Below are 18,307 nucleotides of genomic sequence, written 5' to 3'. Positions count from 1 at the left end.
TAGCCTCCAGTCACTGTACGAAGTCGATCTGTCACAGATCGCATCGGCTCGATCACCGGAGATGAAATGCGCAAGCTTCGCAAGGCTGCCATCGTGGCAGTCGCCATCGGCAGCATCGGCTTCCTTGGCGCCGGTAGCGCCCACGCCGACGGCGGCGGAATGGGCGGCGGCATGGGCGGCGGCAAGTTCAAGATCACCCAGGGCAGCAAGTGCAGATCTCACGACCTGAACGTCGACGTTCTCGGCGAGGTCGGAATCCTCAACGGCGTGCTGGGTAACGCGCTCAACGGCGAGGGCGACGCAGGTGGGCAGTCCACGAAGATGGGCTCGAGCATGGGCTGCAACAACAGCGCCTTCGACGCGTAAGCAGCCGAAATGGGTCCCGGCACCCGAGCCAAAGGCTCGGGGCCGGGGCCCATTGCCTTGCGCCGAAACTTCCGGGAAGCACACGGTGGCACGCACGCCACAGGGCGGGCGTGTGCCGCCTTCCGGCCGCCGTCGGCAATGACTTGACGCCAGGTCGGCCGGCGACGTCGACGGAAGCACGCAGTGAACGGGAAGCGGCTGCGTGGACGTTGTCGGCGGAATCGATGAGGGCCAGGCGGCGGCGAGTTGACGCGGCACCTCCGGACGTTCGGACCATATTTTTTTCGCGACGAATAGGAATCCCTATTCCGAATTCTCGTTTGATGGCTTCGATTTCCCGCTCGGGGCATGCGCCGCCTTTGAGGCATGGGCCTTCGGTTGCGTCCGGTTCCGCTCTTTTACCGTCCTGCGTAAGGGAGTTGGGAAGGAAATCTTGCGGACGGTGCGGCTGACCGACGCTCTGACTCACTCAGAATGAGGGTTCGCGGCGGTCGCGTAATTCGGTTCACCGTCGAGTCGTTGGGGGAAATCGGCGCGTCGCCAAGAGATACCAGGTTATTTCCTATTACCCTCCCGTAACTGTACGAAGTCGGTCTGAAACGGATCGCATCGACACAATCTTCCGGAGATGAAATGAGTAAGCTTCGCAAGGCTGCTGTAGTGGCCGCACTCCTCGGCAGCGTCGGCTTCCTCGGTGCCAGCTCCGCCCTCGCCGACGGAATGGGCGGCGGGATGGGCGGCGGCAAGTCGGGCGGCGCCACGTTCGACATCAAGCAGACCACCCAGTGCCAGTCGCGCGACACAAACGTCGACATCCTCGGCGAGGTCGGTATCGCCAACGGTCTCGGCGGCAACCTGCTCAACGGCGAGGGGAACTCCGGGTCTCAGTCCACCAACATCGGCTCGAGCATGGGCTGCAACAACAGCGCCTTCAACAAGTAATCCGCAACCGCGCCCCGGTGCCCGAGCCACAGGCCGGGCACCGGGGCCTTGCTATGCCTTCTTCGGGGGCCGAGCGGACTGCCGGGGTGTCGTCGGCGTCGGGCTGCGTTCGTGCCGCAGACGCCAGCGATGCCGCGCGGGCCGCGCGGCATCGCTGTGTCCTACGAACACGAGATCACGGGAGCGGGAGCGGAAGAGAGGGGCCTCGGTCCGGCCGTCGGGTGTCTCGGCTCAGATGTCGATGTGGGGCGGCCGGAAGCCCTTGGGGAGCGGGGCCCTGTTGGTGCAGTCCATGGCGGGACCGACCTTGGTGGACCCGTTGTTCAGCAGACCGAGTTCGGGCCACACCTCGCGGCGCTTGGAGGCCGACGAGCAGTCCTTCTTCTGCTTCACGACATAGTTGCCGTGCTTGGTGTGGACGGTCTGGCGGTTCTGGATGCAGGTGTCGGCGCCCATGACGGAGCGGTTGCAGTCGCCCGCGGATCCTCCCGCGAACGCCTGGGGGGTGCCGGCGCCGGTGATGGCGAGGCCGCCCAGGAGAGCCGAGACGGCTGCGATCTTCTTCCGACTGAACATGTCTGCATTCCTTTGTGATCGATGCCCGGGCGACATGGCGAGCGAATCGGCCGGCGCCCGGGCGCTGAAGGAGGCCGAAAAGCGGGTCCCGGTGCCCGCGCCAACGGCTCGGACACCGGGACCCCTTGCCATTACTTGCTGAGGGCGTAGTTGTTGCAGCCCATGCTCGTACCCTGGCGGGTCTCCTGCTTGCCCGGGTGGCCCTTGCCGTTGAGCGCGTTACCCAGCGCGCCGTTCAGGAGGCCGACCTGGCCGAGGATGTTGATGTTCAGGTCGTGCGACTTGCACCTGGTCTGCTGGCTGATGTCGACGTCCTTGCCCTTGTGGTGGTCCGGGTAGCTCTGCGGGGCCGGCGGAGCGTAGACCTGCGGGGCGGGCTGCGGCGCGGGCGCCGGAGCCACGTACTGGGGCGCGGCGTGCGGGGAGTACGAGTTGCCGCCCGTCGCCGTGGCTCCGGCAGCGGACTGCGAAGTGGCCCATGCAGCGACCTGCGGACCGTGAGAGGAACCTTGGAGCTCGCCGTCGGCGAAGCCGATGCCGGTACCGAGGGTGGACAGACCGGCGACCGCGACGACGACGACCGCGACGTGCTGGAGTTTGCGCATGGAACCCTTGACCCTTCATGACATGTGCAGGGAGCCCTGACGTGACTACTTATTGTGAGCATATACACACTAAAAGTAGTCATTTGGGATTTCACTGCACTATGCACCCCGTGTCGGCCAATACCGGGCTCAACTCGGGCGTGCTACGCGGGTCATCACCCGAACCGCGGGATGCGATCTGCCGAAACAGCCCGAAAATCATGTCACATCCCCTCCCTGATCTCATTCATTGGGCGCATTCATGGGCTTATTGATTCGGCTCGTCGATTGGCCCGTTGACGGGGTCTGCCGATCGGGCTTGCGGTTGCCCCTTCCGCAGGGGCAACGAGATGTCCCCATGGGAGGGTCACGGGAACCGATACACCGTCACTCATTTGCTCATCGGCGGTAATTGAGCGGTGACCTCGGTAGTCATATTTACGACAGCGAAATCAACTCTCCTGCCTTGCGTTCCTTTTCGAGGTGCCGCCGGCAGCCCTGCCCGTCCAGAGCTCAGGGCGCCACCAGGGCCGCGTAGTCGGGAAGGGATATGCCGGTGGAGAGGGTGTTCCCCTGGTCGAGCATGGCTCGGACCATGGCGGGGTCGTTCAGGGCGGCGTTGCGTGCGTCGATGGCCTCCTGAGTGGCCGGGGCCAGGAATTCGCCGGTGCCACGGCCACCTTCCTGACAGGGGGTCACATAGGGGCGCAGCTGCTGTTCGTAGCGGGCGAAGGCCCTGGCGTGATCGCCCGCCGCCAGGGCCAGTTCGCCCGCCAGGACATAGGCGCCGACCAGCGCGGATCCGGTGCCCATACCGCCCACCGTGGCACCGTATGCGGCGTCGCCGAGGAGGACGATCCGGCCGGTGGACCAGTGGGGCACGTCGACTCGGCTGATGGAGTCGAAATAGAGGTCGCCCGCGGCCCACAGGGTGTCGATGAGCTCCGGCGTCCGCCAGCCGCATCCCGTATACGCCTCGGCTATGGCCTTCTTCTGGGCGTCCGGATCGCGCCGGTCGTAGGACAGCTCCTGCTCGGAGGCGAAGACGCAGAAGATCTCGCCCGTGTAGCCCGGATCGTGTGCGCGCCGGGGCGTACGGCCGACGGTGACCAGCCGGCCGGGCTCGGAATAGCCGACCGGGCGGGCACCGAGGTCGGTGGCATCGGCGGGCAGGTCCCAGCCGGCCACGTAGTGGCCGAGGTGGCTGACGAAGTCCCGCTCCGGGCCGAAGGCCAGGCGGCGGACCGTGGAGTGCAGCCCGTCGGCACCGACGACGAGGTCGAATGTGCGCGCCGCGGCCCGCTCGAAGGTGACGCGGACGCCGTCGTCGGACTCGGTAAGGGAGGTGATGGAGTCGCCGAAGAGGTAGGTGGTGGAGGCGGCGGTGGCGGAGCCGGTCTCGTCGGCGGGGGCGCGCAGGCTGTGGTCGTACAGGATGCGGGAGAGGTCCGAGCGGAGAATTTCGAGGTCGCCGCCCGCAAACTCCGGTGGGAGTGCGGCCAGTTGGCGCCCCTCGGCATCGATGAAGGCCATCGGACTGCCGCCGCCGGTGGCCCGTCGGCCGATTTCGCCCAGGAGGCCCATGCGCTCCAGCACGGACGTGTGCACCTCCCCCCGGAAGTCCACGGCGAAGCCGCCGCCGCGCAGGGACGGGGCCACCTCGATCACGGTGGGCCGATAGCCGTAGCGCGCGAGCCAGTACGCCAGCGCCGGGCCCGCCACGCTGGCGCCGGAGATCAGGACCGTCTGGGGTAGGTCCGCGGGTTTCACCGTTCCGTTCGCCGTGCCGTTCGTCATTCCGTTCATCAGTGCTCGTTCCCCCCTTGTGCAGCGGTCGGTTCACTGTCGCCCGACCGGACAGAAACTGCGTCTGGTGGATACTGTATCCGCTGGACACTTATTTGTGTACCCCGGAAACAGTCCCGGAAGCGGATGCCGGAAACGTCCCGAATGGGCGGCAGGTGAGGAAGCGGGTTCGGGGGCGGGGCCGGAGACGGTTTTAGGATGCGGGGGTGGCTGGAGACGACGAGAAGCGCAGCGTGTTCGGGGATCAGGCAGGCAGCGTGGAGCTGCTGTGGGGCGGGCGTGAGCGGCCCAGCCGCGGTCCGAAGCCGGCGCTGAGCCTGGAGCGGATCATCCGTACGGCCATGGACCTCGCCGACACCGGCGGGCTCGGAGCGGTTTCCATGCAGCGGGTCGCGGGCGAACTGGACTTCACCAAGATGTCCTTGTACCGCTATGTCCCGGGCAAGACGGAGCTGGTGGCGCTGATGGTCGACACGGCCATGGGCGAACCTCCGGCGGCGGCCGGCGGCGACTGGCGGACCGCGCTGCGCGAGTGGGCCGGGCAGCTGGCGGCGGCGTTCCGGCGCCACCCCTGGCTCCTGGAGGCGACCGTCGGCCCGCGCGTCATGGGGCCCAATGAGCTCGACTGGGCCGAACGCGCCCTCGGCGCCCTGTCGGACACCGGCCTGAACGGCGGCGAACAGCTCGACGCCGTGGTCGTCGTGACCGGCCACGTCCGGGCCATCACCCAGATCTCGGCGTCGCTGGGGCTGAGCAGTGCGCAGGCCAAGGAGCCGGAGCAGGTGATGGCCGCGGCCCTCAACGAACTGCTCATCGGGCGTTCCGACCGCTTCCCGGCGCTCACCGCCGCCCTCGCCTCCGCCGAGGAGACCGATTCCCGCGACCAGTCCCTGGAATTCGGGCTGGAGCGCATCCTGGACGGCCTGGAGGCGCATATCGCCCGACGGGCGAAGGCCCCCGCCCCTGCCCGAAGGCGCGGCCGCCGCCCGCCGACCGCCTGAGCGCCGGCCGGCGGCTCCTTTACCGCCGCCCCCTCCCGGGCGGCCGTTTCACAACCGCACCGTCCTGCGCGGCCGTTCCTTCGCGCCCGCCAGCAGGCCGCGCAGTGCGGCGAATTCGTCGACGCATTTGGCGGTGCCGTTGACGACGCAGTCCAGCGGCTGGTCGGCGACGGTCACCGGGACACCCATCTCCTGGTGCAGTCGCAGGTCCAGGCCGCGCAGCAGGGCGCCGCCGCCGGTGAGTGCGATGCCGTTCTCGATGATGTCCCCGGAGAGCTCCGGCGGGCAGGCGTCGAGGGTCTGGTGGACGGCGCGGATGATGGCGTCGACCGGCTCGGTGAGGGCGTCGCGGATTTCGTCCTCGGTGATTTCCTGGAGGCGGGGCAGGCCGGTGACGTGGTCGCGGCCGCGGACGGTGAAGGAGTTGCGGGGCGGCGGCGTACCGGCATCATCGCCCTCCCCGTCGCCGTCACCGTCGTCGTCAGGGGCGGCACGGGGAGCGGGAATCCGGGCCGCCGAGCCGATGGCGATCTTGATGTCCTCCGCGGTGCGTTCGCCGATGGACAGCGCATGCTTCTTCTTGATGTGCGCGGCGATGGCGGCGTCCAGGGCGTCGCCGGCGATCCGTACGGACTGGGCGGTGACCAGGCCGCCCATGGAGACGACGGCGACCTCGGTGGTGCCGCCGCCGATGTCGACCACCATGCAGCCGACGGGCTCGTCGACGGGCAGGCCCGCACCGATCGCGGCGGCCATCGGCTCCTCGATCAGATGGACCTCGCGGGCACCGGCGCTGCGGGCGGAGTCGACCACCGCGCGGCGCTCGACGCCGGTGATGCCGGAGGGGACGCAGATGACCACCCGGGGCCGGGCGAAACGGCGGGCGGGCAGGGCCTTCTTCAGCAGGGCGCGCAGCATCCGCTCGGCGGCGTCGAAGTCGGCGATGACGCCTTCGCGCAGCGGGCGCATCGCGCTGATCCCGGACGGCGTGCGGCCGATGGTGCGCTTGGCGTCCGATCCGACGGCGATGATCTCGCCGGTGGCGCTGACGGCGACGACGGACGGTTCGTTCAGCACCACGCCCTTGCCGCGGGCGTAGACCAGGGTGTTGGCGGTGCCGAGGTCGATGCCGATGTCGTAGGCGCCGGACCGGTCGGCGGATGTGCCGGACGACGTTCTCGAGGAAGTGCTGGACGCCATGGGGAGTTCGGGTGCTCTCTCTCGACGGGACAACGATCGCCGGGGGACGATCGAGTTGGACGACGACCGCCCGGGGAACGAACGCCGCGGGGACGGTCGCCTCGGGAACGGTCTTCGGGCATTGTGGCGCAGACGGACCTATTGGGTCACCAAAGGCGAATGCCGCTCATTGATACACATTGATATCCAATGACGTCCATTGCGGGCACTCAGGAAGACTACTGGGCGGGCGGAATAGTTCCCTCCGCTTCTCCGCCCGCCGCCCGTTTGCGCCCGCCGCGCCCCCGGGAGAGGGCCGCCGCGAGGTCGTCGAGGGCGTCCACGAGGAGGCCCGCGGCCCGCAAGGCGACGCCCTGGCCGGCGGATTCCGCGTCCCAGCGCTCCCATACGGCGCGCAGCGCGCTCCACTCCAGCCGGTCGCGTTCCCGTACGGCGTGCACGGCGCGTTCGAGGGAGGGGCGGAGTTCGGCGGCGAAGGCGGCGGCGCCGGGGGACGGTTCGGCGTCCTTGCCGGGAAGGTGGGCCTCCATGATCATCGTGACCCGGCCCATGGTGGCCAGGGCGGCGCCGGCGGCGGTGGCCGCGGTGCGGGAGAGGCCGCGGTGGCGTACGGGTTCCTTTTCGGCGCGGGCCACGCTCTCCTCCCAGGCGGCGCGGGCCGCGCGGGCGTCGAGGAGGGCCTCGCGGACCTGGCGGGGGCGGCCTTCGGCGGGACGGGCGTAACGGTCCAGCACCGCCAGCGCATAACGCCCGTTCGTCATCAGCCATTCGGCGAGGCGGTCGCGCAGCCTGGGCGTCTCCCAGGCGGGGAACAGCGCGTACGACAGCATCGCGAGCAGCCCGCCGAGGAGGGTGAGCACCACGCGTTCCTCGACGGTCTGGGTCCAGCCCTCCCCGGCGATGCCCAGCAGGAAGATGACGTAACCGGCCACACAGGCCGAGGTGACCGAGACGCCGGTACGCATCAGCAGGTACATCAGGAAGACGAAGACGACGGCGAGCCCGGCGCATACGTTCGGCCCGGGGTGGGCAAGGGCCAGCAGGCCGCCGCTGACGGTGACGCCGACGAGGGTGCCGATGAAACGGGCCACCCCGCGCGCATAGGTCTGGCCGAAGTCGGGGCGCATCACCATGACGGAGGTCAGCGGCGCCCAGTAACCGTGGCCGAAGGGCAGGGCGGTGCCCAGGAGATAGCCGCAGACGGCGACCGTGCCGACCCGCAGGGCGTGCCGGAAGACGGGCGAGGACCAGCGGGTCTCGCGGTGCAGGGCACGCAGGGCGACCGGGACGAGCCGGGGGACGCTGGGGCGCAGCAGATGGCTGCCTTCTTCCCGCCCAACCAGCCCGCGTTCCGCCTCGGTGGTGGGGCGGGTGGCCTGGACGGGCTCATCGGTGAGTTCGACGGCGTCGGCGAGCAGGGAGATCAGGCGGTAGGCGGAGCGGCGGGCGGCGCCGTGCAGCATCGGGCCGGAGGCGGGGACCTCCAGTGTGGCCATCGCCTCGGGCGGCAGGCGTACCGGGCTGTCATGCCGTACGGCGTGCGCGACGGCGTCCAGGACGGTGCCGGCGGCCTGGAGGAGGTCGCGGGCGCGGTCGCGTTCGGGGCCCTCGGCCGGGGCGCCGACGACCGGGTCGGCCAGGGAGGCGAGGACCGGCCGGACGCGTTCGGCCAGGCCGCGGGGGCCGTGCAGCTGGACGGGGCGCCGCCGGGCCTGACGGGGTGTCACCGCCGAGGCGAGACGGGCGTCCATCAGGGGCGCCGGGTCGAAGGGCGCCACCGGGTCGTGCCGCAGCCGGCGGGCGTAGTCGGCCTCGGCGGCCAGCGCATCGGCGAGCGCATCGCGCTGCACTCCCCAGGGGCGTACCGGGAAGACGAGGATGAGCGCGGCCTGGACGAGACCGCCGCAGAAGATCAGGGCGGCGTGTTGCAGGGCCTCCAGGACGGAGGTCGGCAGCGTGACGGTGACCAGCATGATCGCCACGGTCAGGGTGCCGGCCAGGCCGGAGACCGGGCCGACCGCCCAGGCCATCCCGGCGAGCGCGGTCCAGCCGGCGAGCAGCAGTACGAAGGCGGGGAGGTGGGCGGCGACCAGATAGCCCAGGAAGGTGGAGACGGCCAGGGCGCCGGCGACGGCGAGCGCCAGGACGGGGCGGGGTCGCATACTGCGCTGGAAGGTGACGAGCCCGGAGGCGAAGGCGCCGAACGCGGAGGAGACCGCCAGGGCCGGATTGCCGCGCCACAGGCACACCCCGATGACGAGGGCCACGCCGGCCGCGCCGCGCACCGCGATCACCGGTGTGAGCTTGGCGCGCTCGATGGTCAGTCCGGAGCGGGCGGTCTGCTTCAGCGCGCTGGACCAGGTCATACCGAGAGAATAGGGGCACGTACAGTGCCCGCCCGCGCCGCCCGTACCGGGAAAATACCGGTAAACCTGGCGTCCGCTGACCGTAAACGCCACAGGTCAGGGCCATGCGCCCGGAACCTCGCGGTCCGGTGCGACGAATCCGACACCTCGCACAGGAAACCTTCCCGCTGCGCCCTCCCCTCTTGCTGGCCGACCGGGGTCCGACCCGGTCGGCCAGCAAGGAGAAGGCGTCGTGCGCAAAGCCCTGTTCACCCCGGTGATCGCCCTGATCACCCTGACCGTTCTCGCCAGTACGGCCGGCTGCGGGACCGACACGCCCAAGGCGGCCCCGGTGCGCTTCGCCGACCCCGGGCCGGGCACCGCCTCGCAGGCAGCAGCGCACGGGAAGAACAAGCGGTCGCTGGTGGAGTTCCCCACGCGTCCGATCACGTTCAAGGAGGAGAGCCGGGTCGGCGGCGCCGGTCGGAACACCCCCATCGGCGTGACCACCCTGCACGGCGCCAAGTCGGGCTTCACCGGGAAGGTATGGGTGTGGGCGCCGCCGGAGTACTACGAGAAGCGCAACGCGAACAAGGGCTTCCCGGTGATGGAGGCGCTGCCCGGCTCCTACGGCTACCCCGTCAACTACTGGATCGGCTCGGACCTCAAGCTGGAGGAGAGCCTCGCCACGTGGTCCCAGAAGGGCACCAGCCTGCCGTTCATCGTCGTCATGCCGGTGCTCAACCCCAATGACAAGCAGTACTACGACGGCAGCGACATCCCCGGCCAGCCCAAGATCGGCACCTGGCTGAGCAAGGACGTGCCCGATCTCGTACGGCAGAACTTCCGCACCCTCAAGACCCGCGACGCCTGGGCGATCATGGGCTCTTCGTCCGGCGGGTTCGCTGCGCTCAAGAACGTGCTCCAGAACCCCGGAACGTTCAAGGTGGCCATCCCCAACGGCCCCGACATCGTGCCCGACTCCCCCCTCTGGAACGGTCACGCCCGCGAGGAACTGGCCAACAACCCCGAGGTCCTGGCCCGTCGGCTGATAGCGCGCGGCGGACCGGAGGTCTATCTGGCCTTCCAGGACGGCTCGAAGGAGTACACCATCCTGCCCAAGGTGCGCCGCTTCATCGCCCAGTACGGCCACGGGCCCGTCAAGACACGCTTCCAGATCGTCCCGAACGGGACGCACAGCGCGGCGACGTATGTCCAGGGCCTCGGCGAGGGCACGATGCAGTGGGTGAGCGCCCACATGCGGGGGCCTACGGCCTGATTTCTCCCCACGTTGTTTTCTGCGGCGTCGTAGGGGTTGCTGTGTGCCCGCCTTCGGCGGGCGGGGGGCGGCCGCCGCGGTCGACTGTCCGTTGCTGTGGGTGCGGCGTCAGGCTTCCAGGACTTCGTCCCTACAGCCTGCCGCCTCCCCGCCGCCGTCGACCTCCCGGCCAGGGGGAGAAAGGTACAAACAACGACGGCCGCCGGGTACAGGGCCGCCGCAACCCGCCACGCACCCCACCCCACCACCCCGGGGTGGCCGCCAAACCGGGCGGGAGGGGCCGGGCTGGAGCGACGAAGTCGTGGAAGACCGGCCCCGCACCCACCAGACGCACCCGGCGACCAACCCCGAAACCCACCTCGATCCCGCCGCCAGGCGGGCACAGAATCACGGCTGGGGCGGCCCGAACCCACCCTGCGGCGGAGCCATCGGCGGCGCGGGGGGAGCCATCGGCGGACCCATCGGCGGGCCGGGCGGAGCCATCGGCGGACCGGGCGGAGCCATGGCCGGACCCATCGGCGGCCCAGGCGGAGCCATCGGCGGAGCCATCGGCGGAGCCATCGGCGGGGACCATGCCGGGGCCACCGCTTCGCCCCGGCCCAGGAGTGCCACCAGCGCCACCGAGCCGAACAGATCCAGCAGCAGCTGGGCGTTGCTGAGGAGATCCAGGCCCGGGAACTCGTTGCCGATCTTGAAGAGCGTGTCCGTGCTCACCATGGCGATGACGGCCAGGACGGCGCCGGGGAACAGCACGATGCCGAGGCCGATGCCAAGGCCGCGGGCGGCGTTGCCGCGTATCAGGGCGTTGAGTGCGGCCACCGCGGTCAGCAGCAGGAAGACCGACGAGTACCAGCCGGGGGCCAGCTGGGTCAGGGAGGTGAGCAAGCCTCCCTGGCCGAGGTAGAAGGAGGTGAGCGAGCCGCTGCCGAACTGCACCAGTACATAGATGTGCCAGATGACGTAGCACAGCGCCATCACCCCGAGCAGCAGACCGCAGATCACGCCCGCCGCCTTGAGGGGGCGCTTGGGCGGGTCGCTGGGCTTCTGCCGCGGCCAGGCGCGCATACCCGCCAGCAGCACGATCCCGGCGATGACGGAGACGATGATCAGCAACAGCGAGCTGACGAAAACGCCCTCGAACGTCGAGGAGTAGTTGTCGGCGTTGCGGAACCACCGGTCGTCGCTGGTGTGCTGTCCCGTGCTGATGACGGTCTGGAGGGCGACGGCGAACGTCAGGGAGGTGGCGACGGCGAGCAGGCCGCCGGCCGAGCGCTGTCCGGCGAGAGCCGCGAACGCTGCCGTCAGCTGAAGGACGGCGAGGCCGAGCAGGAGCGGGTTGGTGACCTGGTCCTTGCCGGCGCCGCGCTGGGCGGTCCAGGTGTCCCAGAGGCCGTCGATACCGAACGCGTTGATGTCGGTGACGAGCCAGGTGGCGGTCCAGAGGAAGAACAGCAGGCAGATGATCCCGCCGGTGATTCGGGCGCCCTTGGCGAGCGCCATGGGTTGGTGCATAGGTCCCCCTGGAGGTCTCGGTGCTCCGCCGCCGTGCCGGTGCGGTGCTCGTCGGCGCGTGAACACGCCGGCATGTCGGTGTTCTGCCAACGGAGCACGGTAGCAATCCGGCCATCCTCGGTCTCCCACCGGAGCTGCACGGGGCAGGGAAAGGGGGCGGACCCCCTTCCGGCGAGGGCCGGCAGGGGGTCCGGGGCGGGCCGGACGGAGCCCGCGGGGTGTCAGTGGTTGCGGGGGAAGCCCAGGTTGATGCCGCCGTCGGACGGGTCGGGCCAGCGGGTGGTGATGACCTTGCCGCGGGTGTAGAAGTGCACGCCGTCGTTGCCGTAGATGTGGTGGTCGCCGAAGAGCGAGTCCTTCCAGCCGCCGAAGGAGTGGTAGCCGACCGGCACCGGGATCGGGACGTTGACGCCGACCATGCCGGCCTCGACCTCCAGCTGGAAGCGGCGGGCCGCGCCGCCGTCCCGGGTGAAGATGGCGGTGCCGTTGCCCCACGGGGAGTTGTTCATCAGGGCGATGGCGTCGTCGTAGGTCTCGACGCGGACCACGGAGAGGACCGGGCCGAAGATCTCGTCGCGGTAGGCGTCCATCTCGGGCGTGACGTGGTCCAGCAGCGAGACGCCGATCCAGTGGCCGTCCTCGTAGCCCTTGACGGTGTAGCCGGTGCCGTCGATGACGACGTCGGCGCCCTGGGCCGCTGCGCCCGTGACGTAGGAGGCGACCTTGTCGCGGTGGACCTTGGTGATCAGCGGGCCCATCTCGGAGGCCGGGTCGTCGCCGGGGCCGATGCGCAGCTTGTCGGCGCGCTCCTTGATCTTGCCGATCAGCGGGTCGGCGGTGTCGCCGACGGCCACGACCACGGAGATCGCCATGCAGCGCTCGCCCGCCGAGCCGTAGGCGGCGTTGATCGCGGAGTCCGCGGCCAGGTCGAGGTCGGCGTCCGGGAGGACCAGCATGTGGTTCTTGGCGCCGCCCAGGGCCTGGACGCGCTTGCCGTTGGCGGTGCCGGTGGTGTGGATGTACCGGGCGATCGGGGTGGAGCCGACGAAGGAGACCGCGGCGATGTCCGGGTGCTCCAGGATGGCGTCGACGGCCACCTTGTCGCCGTTGACGATGTTCAGCACGCCGTCGGGCAGGCCCGCCTCGGCAGCCAGCTCGGCCAGCTTGAACGCGGCGCTGGGCACCTTCTCGCTGGGCTTGAGGACGAAGGTGTTGCCGCAGGCGATGGCGAGGGGGAACATCCACATCGGCACCATGGCCGGGAAGTTGAACGGCGTGATGCCGGCCACGACGCCGAGCGACTGGCGGATGGCGGCCACATCGACGCGGGTGGAGACCTGGGTGGACAGCTCGCCCTTGAGCTTCTCGGGGATACCGCAGGCCAGCTCGACGATCTCCAGGCCGCGGGCCACCTCGCCGAGGGCGTCGGAGTGCACCTTGCCGTGCTCGGCGGTGATCAGCCGGGCGATCTCCTCGCGGTGCGCATCGATCAGTTCGCGGTACTTGAACAGCACCGAACTGCGCTTGGCCAGCGAGCTGGTGCCCCAGGTCGTGAACGCTTCCCTGGCGGCGCGGACGGCCGCGTCGACCTCCTCGACCGAGGCGAAGGCGACCTGCTTCTCCTGGGCACCGGTGGCCGGGTTGTAGACCGGGCCGTAGTTGCCGGAGGCGCCCTCGACGGGCTTGCCGCCGATCCAGTGGCTGATGGTCTTCATTCTCGGGGCCTTTCGTACGGTGAAGCGAGCGGTTGTCACAGGTGGCGACGGCGGGCGGCGGCCTGGCGTTCGTACGCTGCGCGGGCGGCGACCGCCGCCGGACGCGTCGCGGTCTCGGCAACGGGTACATCCCACCAGGCCTGGGCCTCGGGCGCGCCCGGCACTGTGTCGGCCGTTTCGGTCTCGACATAGACACATGTGGGGCGGTTCGCGCCACGCGCCTCGGCGAGCGCCGCGCGCAGTTCGCCGACCGTGGCGGCGCGCAGGACGTGCATGCCGAGCGAGGCGGCGTTGGCGGCGAGATCCACGGGCAGCGGCGCGCCGGTGTAGGTGCCGTCCTTGGCGCGGAAGCGGTAGGCGGTGCCGAAGCGCTCGCCTCCAGTCTGCTCCGAGAGCCCGCCGATGGAGGCGTATCCGTGGTTCTGGATGAGGACGAGGGTGATGTTGATGCCTTCCTGGACCGCGGTGACGATCTCAGTGGGGTTCATCAGATAGGTGCCGTCGCCGACCAGCGCCCACACCGGCCGGTCGGGGGCGGCGAGGCGGACGCCGAGGGCGGCGGGGATTTCATAGCCCATGCAGGAGTAGCCGTATTCGAGGTGGTACTGCCTGCGGGACCGGGCGCGCCAGAGTTTGTGCAGGTCACCGGGGAGGGAACCGGCGGCGTTGATCACGATGTCGGTGTCGTCGACGAGGGCGTCCAAGGCGCCGAGGACCTGTGTCTGGGAAGGCCGTACGGTCTCGTCCGCGGCGGCGTAGGCGGCGTCCACCCGGCGCTCCCACTCCGCCTTGGCCACGCCGTAGGCCGCCTCGTACTCCTGCGCCACGCGGTGGCCGGACAGCGCCCGGGTGAGCGCTTCGAGTCCGGCGCGGGCGTCGGCGATCAGGGAGACGGCGCCGAGCTTGTGGGCGTCGAAGGAGGCGATGTTGAGGTTGAGGAAGCGGACCTGGGGGTCGGCGAAGAGGGTGGCGGAGGCGGTGGTGAAGTCGGTGTAGCGGGTGCCGACGCCGATGACCAGGTCGGCCTCGCGGGCCAGGGCGTCGGCGGTGGCGGTGCCGGTGTGGCCGATGCCGCCGACGTCGGCGGGGTGGTCGTGGCGCAGCGAGCCCTTGCCGGCCTGGGTGGAGGCGACGGGGATGCCGGTGGTGTCGGCGAAGGCGCGCAGCGCGTCCTCGGCCTCGGAGTGGTGGACGCCGCCGCCCGCGATCAGCAGGGGGCGGCGGGCGCCGCGGATGGCCCGTACGGCATCGGCGAGGGCTCGGGGGTCGGGCGCGGGCCGGGTGATGCGCCAGATGCGGTCGGCGAAGAACTCCTCGGGCCAGTCGTACGCCTCGGCCTGGACGTCCTGCGGCAGGGCGAGGGTGACCGCGCCGGTCTCCACCGGGTCGGCGAGCACCCGCATGGCCTGAAGGGCGGCGGGGATCAGCGCCTCGGGGCGGGTGATGCGGTCGAAGTACCGGGACACCGGGCGCAGCGCGTCGTTGACCGACACATCGCCGGCGGAGGGGACTTCGAGCTGCTGGAGGACCGGGTCGGCGAGGCGGGTGGCGAAGCTGTCGCCGGGCAGCAGCAGGACGGGCAGGCGGTTGACGGTGGCGAGCGCGGCGCCGGTGACGAGGTTGGTGGCGCCGGGTCCGATGGAGGTGGTGACGGCCTGGGCGGAGAGCCGGTCGCACTGGCGGGCGTAGCCGACGGCGGCGTGCACCATGGCCTGTTCGTTGCGGCCCTGGAGGTAGGGGAGGGCCTCGCCGGACTCCAGGAGGGCCTGGCCGATTCCGGCGACGTTACCGTGGCCGAAGATGCCCCAGCAGGCGTTGATCAGGCGGTGTTGTCGGCCGTCGCGCTCGGTGTACTGGTGGGCGAGGAATTCCACCAGGGCCTGGGCGACCGTGCGGCGGCGCGTCGTCGGGGCGTTCATCGGGCGGCTCCTGCGGGTGCTTCGTAGAGGGGGAGGCGGGGGTCGACGGGCTGCTCGGGCCAGGTGTCGCGGATCCAGCCGTGGTCGGGGTGGTCGCAGATCAGCCATGCGCGTTCGTCGCCCGGCCCGGCCATCACATTGAGGTAGTACATGGCGTGCCCGGGGGCGGCGATGGACGGGCCGTGCCAGCCGTCCGGGATCAGCACGGCGTCGCCGCTGCGCACCTCGGCGAGCACCTCCGTACCGCGGCCGCGGCCGGACGGGGTGACGCGCTGATAGCCGACGCCTGCCGTGCCGTGCGCGGCCGCGATCTCGAAGTAGTAGATCTCCTCCAGCTCGGACTCCTCCCCCGGGCGGCACTCGTCGTGCTTGTGCGGCGGGTAGGACGACCAGTTGCCGCCGGGGGTGAGCACCTCCACGGCGATCAGCTTGTCGGCCTCGAAGACGTCCGCGGCGGCGAAGTTGTTGACCTGGCGGGAGCAGGTGCCCGTGCCGCGCAGCTCCACGGGGACGGCGGAGGCGGGTCCGTAACGGGCCGGGAGGCGTCGTGTGCAGCGGGCGCCGGTGAGCGCGAACCGCCCGCCGGCGCCGGCGGCGATCTGGACATGGGCGTCGCGCGGGACGTAGGCGAAGTCCGTCACCCCGCTGAACACGCTCTCCCGGCCGGTCAGTTCGAAGATCTCGCCGTCGTCGGTCAGCACCGTGCAGCCGCCGGACAGCGGCAGCACGATCCATTCGCTGTCCCCGGTGGCGAAGGAATGGTGGCCGCCGGGCGGCAGATCCAGGACGCGGAGGGAGGAATGCCCCCAGCCGGCCCGCTCGGGGTCGATGTCCAGGGCGTAGGGACCGTCGGCCGCCTGCCCCGCCTTGACGTGGAATTCCATGTTCTCAGCGCTCATAACTCCAAGTCTCCTACCCACCACTGACAGTCAGTGAAGTCCGGCGGATTCCGGCGGATTCGGGGGTCACAGAAGGCCGACGGCGGTGTCGACGGCCGCCGCCACGTCCCCGTCGGCGGGATAGAGCAGCGAGCGGCCCACGACCAGCCCGTGCACGGTCGGCAGCCGCAGCGCCTTGCGCCATTTCTCGTACGCGGCCTCCTGGTCCTCGACGGTGCGCCCGATGTCGCCGCCCAGCAGGACGGTGGGCAGCGTGGAGGTCTCGCAGACCCGGGCCATCGCGTCGGGGTCGTCGGTGACCGGGAGTTTGAGCCAGGTGTAGGCGGAGGTGCCGCCCAGGCCGGAGGCGATGGCCACGGATCTGGTGACCGCCTCGGCGCTCAGGTCGTTGCGGACCGCGCCGTCGATCCGGCGGGAGACGAACGGTTCGACGAAGGTGGGCAGCCCGAGGGCGGCCATCGCGTCGATGGTGCGGGCGGTGGACTCCAGGGTGGTCAGCGAGCCGGGGTCGCCGAAGTCGATGCGCAGCAGCAGTTTGCCGGCGTCGAAGCGGAGCCGGGCGAGGTCCTCGGGGCGGTGGCCGGTGAAGCGGTCGTCCATCTCGAAGGAGGCGCCCGCGAGGCCGCCGCGGTTCATCGATCCCATGACGACCTTGCCGTCGAGGGCGCCGAGGAGGAGCAGGTCCTCCAGGATGTCGGCGGTGGCGAGGACGCCGTCCACGCCGGGCCGCGAGAGCGCGAGGACCAGGCGTTCGAGCAGGTCGAGGCGGTTGGCCATGGCCAGCTGCCGGTCGCCGACGGCGAGCGCGCCGCGGGCGGGGTGATCGGCGGCGACGATCATCAGCCGGCCGCGCTCGCCGAGCAGGGGGCGGCGGGTGCGGCGGGCGGCGGCCTCCGCGACGGCTTCGGGGTGCCGGGCCCGGAGCGCCGGGAGGTCGCTGATCCGAGGGGTCAAGGCTCAACTCACCTTCTTCACGTACAGGGGTGGGGCGGCCGGGGCGGGCACGGCCGTGGGGTGGCCCCGGGGCGTCGGCCGCCACCGGGCTGAGCGGCCTTGGGGCTGTCACCCCGTGGCCGTGGGGCTACCTCTCGGCGAGAAAGGCATCGACCTCCTCGGCGGTGGGCATCGCGGAGGAGCACGCCAGCCGGGTGGCGACGAGGGCCCCGGCGGCGTTGGCGTAGCGCATCGTGCGCTCCAGGTCCCAGCCGGCCAGCAGCCCGTGGCACAGGGCACCGCCGAAGGAGTCGCCGGCGCCGAGCCCGTTGACGACCTCGACCGGGGTGGGCGGGACCTCGGCGCTGCGGCCGTCCCGGTGGACGGCCAGCACTCCCCTGGGCCCCTGTTTGACGACGGCAAGCTCCACACCCATGTCCAGCAGCGCCTGCGCGCAGGACTTGGGGTCGCGCAGCCCGGTGGCGACCTCGGCCTCGTCGACATTGCCCACCGCCACGGTGGCGTGGCGCAGCGCCGCTTCGTAGAACGGGCGGGCGGCGGCCCGCGCCTCGGCGCCGCGCGCCCCGCCGTCCCCGGAGGCGCCGCCCTCGCCGCCCCAGAACATCGGCCGCCAGTCGAGGTCGAAGACGGTGATGCCCGACCGGGCGCGGGCCTCCAGGGCGGCGAGGGTGGTGCCGCGGCTGGGTTCCTCGCACAGCCCGGTGCCGGTGATCCAGAAGATCCGGGCCGCCGCGATGGCGTCCAGGTCCAGTTCCCCGGGATGCATGACCAGGTCGGGGGCCTTGGGGCGGCGGTAGAAGTAGAGCGGGAAGTCGTCCGGCGGGAAGATCTCGCAGAAGGTGACCGGCGTCGGGAGGTCCGCCACCGGGCTCACCCACCGGTCGTCCACGCCGAAGTCCCGCAGCGCCTGGTGGAGATAGTCGCCGAACGGGTCGGATCCGGTGCGCGTGATGACGGCGCTGCGGCGGCCGAGCCGGGCCGCGGCGACGGCCACGTTGGCCGCGGAGCCGCCCAGGAACTTCCCGAAGGTCTCCACCCGGGCCAGCGGCACGCCGGTCTGGAGCGGGTAGATGTCGACCCCGATGCGGCCCATCGTGATCAGGTCGTACGGCTCGGTCATATGCGCCCCTTCGGGTCGGCCGGCGCGGCGGGTTGGGCGGTTCGGCTCTGAGGAAAGGTCTAACGGTGTGGATCAGACCCTGTCAATAG

15 protein-coding genes are annotated in these 18,307 nt (G+C 70.8%); 4 read left to right on the top strand and 11 right to left on the bottom strand.

Annotated features, from left to right (window positions below; all coding sequences use genetic code 11):
• The first annotated feature begins 66 nt into the window (after window positions 1-66).
• Window positions 67-366, top strand: coding sequence for a hypothetical protein (locus tag SNA_RS06160; protein WP_030070525.1), 300 nt, complete (start codon window positions 67-69; stop codon window positions 364-366).
• A gap of 633 nt (window positions 367-999) precedes the next feature.
• A complete protein-coding gene (locus SNA_RS06155) occupies window positions 1,000-1,308 on the top strand; it encodes a hypothetical protein (RefSeq protein WP_044363671.1) in 309 nt (102 codons plus the stop codon).
• Window positions 1,309-1,539: 231 nt separating this feature from the next.
• Here the strand turns inward: SNA_RS06155 and SNA_RS06150 are convergent, their stop codons facing one another.
• The 3 genes from SNA_RS06150 to SNA_RS06140 form a co-directional block, all read right to left on the bottom strand.
• Window positions 1,540-1,884: a hypothetical protein gene (locus tag SNA_RS06150; protein ID WP_030070523.1), complete on the bottom strand. Its 345-nt coding sequence runs from the start codon at window positions 1,882-1,884 to the stop codon at window positions 1,540-1,542.
• A 131-nt stretch (window positions 1,885-2,015) separates the two neighbouring features.
• Window positions 2,016-2,489: a hypothetical protein gene (locus tag SNA_RS41065; protein WP_052808883.1), complete on the bottom strand. Its 474-nt coding sequence runs from the start codon at window positions 2,487-2,489 to the stop codon at window positions 2,016-2,018.
• Between the two features lie 492 nt (window positions 2,490-2,981).
• On the bottom strand, window positions 2,982-4,265 hold the full coding sequence (locus tag SNA_RS06140; protein ID WP_044363667.1) for an FAD-dependent monooxygenase: 1,284 nt from the start codon (window positions 4,263-4,265) through the stop codon (window positions 2,982-2,984).
• A 215-nt stretch (window positions 4,266-4,480) separates the two neighbouring features.
• On the opposite strand from SNA_RS06140, the gene SNA_RS06135 reads away from it, so the two are divergent.
• Window positions 4,481-5,275 (top strand): TetR/AcrR family transcriptional regulator, encoded by a 795-nt coding sequence (locus SNA_RS06135; RefSeq protein WP_241779556.1) that lies wholly within the window; start codon window positions 4,481-4,483, stop codon window positions 5,273-5,275.
• Window positions 5,276-5,323: 48 nt separating this feature from the next.
• Here the strand turns inward: SNA_RS06135 and mreB are convergent, their stop codons facing one another.
• Entirely contained in the window at window positions 5,324-6,475 is a 1,152-nt protein-coding gene (gene mreB / locus SNA_RS06130; protein ID WP_030070520.1) for a rod shape-determining protein, read from the bottom strand.
• Window positions 6,476-6,693: 218 nt separating this feature from the next.
• Window positions 6,694-8,841, bottom strand: coding sequence for an FUSC family protein (locus SNA_RS06125; RefSeq protein ID WP_030070519.1), 2,148 nt, complete (start codon window positions 8,839-8,841; stop codon window positions 6,694-6,696).
• 232 nt (window positions 8,842-9,073) lie between these two features.
• On the opposite strand from SNA_RS06125, the gene SNA_RS06120 reads away from it, so the two are divergent.
• Entirely contained in the window at window positions 9,074-10,099 is a 1,026-nt protein-coding gene (locus SNA_RS06120; RefSeq protein ID WP_030070518.1) for an alpha/beta hydrolase, read from the top strand.
• Between the two features lie 387 nt (window positions 10,100-10,486).
• Here the strand turns inward: SNA_RS06120 and SNA_RS06115 are convergent, their stop codons facing one another.
• The 6 genes from SNA_RS06115 to iolC form a co-directional block, all read right to left on the bottom strand.
• Complete coding sequence (locus SNA_RS06115; RefSeq protein WP_030067492.1) at window positions 10,487-11,599, bottom strand: hypothetical protein; 1,113 nt, start codon at window positions 11,597-11,599, stop codon at window positions 10,487-10,489.
• 233 nt (window positions 11,600-11,832) lie between these two features.
• Window positions 11,833-13,326, bottom strand: coding sequence for a CoA-acylating methylmalonate-semialdehyde dehydrogenase (locus tag SNA_RS06110; protein ID WP_030067493.1), 1,494 nt, complete (start codon window positions 13,324-13,326; stop codon window positions 11,833-11,835).
• A gap of 35 nt (window positions 13,327-13,361) precedes the next feature.
• Window positions 13,362-15,245 carry a 3D-(3,5/4)-trihydroxycyclohexane-1,2-dione acylhydrolase (decyclizing) gene (iolD, locus tag SNA_RS06105; protein ID WP_030067494.1) on the bottom strand — a complete coding sequence of 628 codons (1,884 nt, stop codon included), beginning with the start codon at window positions 15,243-15,245 and terminating at the stop codon, window positions 13,362-13,364.
• Window positions 15,242-16,144: a 5-deoxy-glucuronate isomerase gene (gene iolB / locus SNA_RS06100; RefSeq protein ID WP_030067495.1), complete on the bottom strand. Its 903-nt coding sequence runs from the start codon at window positions 16,142-16,144 to the stop codon at window positions 15,242-15,244. The genes iolD and iolB overlap by 4 nt, the downstream gene beginning before the upstream one ends.
• Window positions 16,145-16,210: 66 nt before the next feature.
• The gene (locus SNA_RS06095) at window positions 16,211-17,098 is read right to left on the bottom strand and encodes a Cgl0159 family (beta/alpha)8-fold protein (RefSeq protein ID WP_044363662.1); all 888 of its coding nucleotides are present in this window, start codon (window positions 17,096-17,098) and stop codon (window positions 16,211-16,213) included.
• 127 nt (window positions 17,099-17,225) lie between these two features.
• The gene (gene iolC, locus SNA_RS06090) at window positions 17,226-18,218 is read right to left on the bottom strand and encodes a 5-dehydro-2-deoxygluconokinase (RefSeq protein ID WP_044363660.1); all 993 of its coding nucleotides are present in this window, start codon (window positions 18,216-18,218) and stop codon (window positions 17,226-17,228) included.
• Window positions 18,219-18,307: the final 89 nt, after the last annotated feature.

The organism is Streptomyces natalensis ATCC 27448 (assembly GCF_000935125.1).
GTDB classification, from domain to species: domain Bacteria; phylum Actinomycetota; class Actinomycetes; order Streptomycetales; family Streptomycetaceae; genus Streptomyces; species Streptomyces natalensis.
Note: the sequence above shows the minus strand (reverse complement) of the source record. Positions and strands in the feature narration are given on the sequence as shown.

Bases quoted from the DNA above. Each gene is read 5' to 3' on its own strand.
- SNA_RS06160 (WP_030070525.1), top strand. From the start codon at position 67: ATGCGCAAGCTTCGCAAGGCTGCCATCGTGGCAGTCGCCATCGGCAGC.
- SNA_RS06155 (WP_044363671.1), top strand. From the start codon at position 1,000: ATGAGTAAGCTTCGCAAGGCTGCTGTAGTGGCCGCACTCCTCGGCAGC.
- SNA_RS06150 (WP_030070523.1), bottom strand. From the start codon at position 1,884: ATGTTCAGTCGGAAGAAGATCGCAGCCGTCTCGGCTCTCCTGGGCGGC.
- SNA_RS41065 (WP_052808883.1), bottom strand. From the start codon at position 2,489: ATGCGCAAACTCCAGCACGTCGCGGTCGTCGTCGTCGCGGTCGCCGGT.
- SNA_RS06140 (WP_044363667.1), bottom strand. From the start codon at position 4,265: ATGACGAACGGCACGGCGAACGGAACGGTGAAACCCGCGGACCTACCC.
- mreB (WP_030070520.1), bottom strand. From the start codon at position 6,475: ATGGCGTCCAGCACTTCCTCGAGAACGTCGTCCGGCACATCCGCCGAC.
- SNA_RS06125 (WP_030070519.1), bottom strand. From the start codon at position 8,841: ATGACCTGGTCCAGCGCGCTGAAGCAGACCGCCCGCTCCGGACTGACC.
- SNA_RS06115 (WP_030067492.1), bottom strand. From the start codon at position 11,599: ATGGCGCTCGCCAAGGGCGCCCGAATCACCGGCGGGATCATCTGCCTG.
- SNA_RS06110 (WP_030067493.1), bottom strand. From the start codon at position 13,326: ATGAAGACCATCAGCCACTGGATCGGCGGCAAGCCCGTCGAGGGCGCC.
- iolD (WP_030067494.1), bottom strand. From the start codon at position 15,245: ATGAACGCCCCGACGACGCGCCGCCGCACGGTCGCCCAGGCCCTGGTG.
- iolB (WP_030067495.1), bottom strand. From the start codon at position 16,144: ATGAGCGCTGAGAACATGGAATTCCACGTCAAGGCGGGGCAGGCGGCC.
- iolC (WP_044363660.1), bottom strand. From the start codon at position 18,218: ATGACCGAGCCGTACGACCTGATCACGATGGGCCGCATCGGGGTCGAC.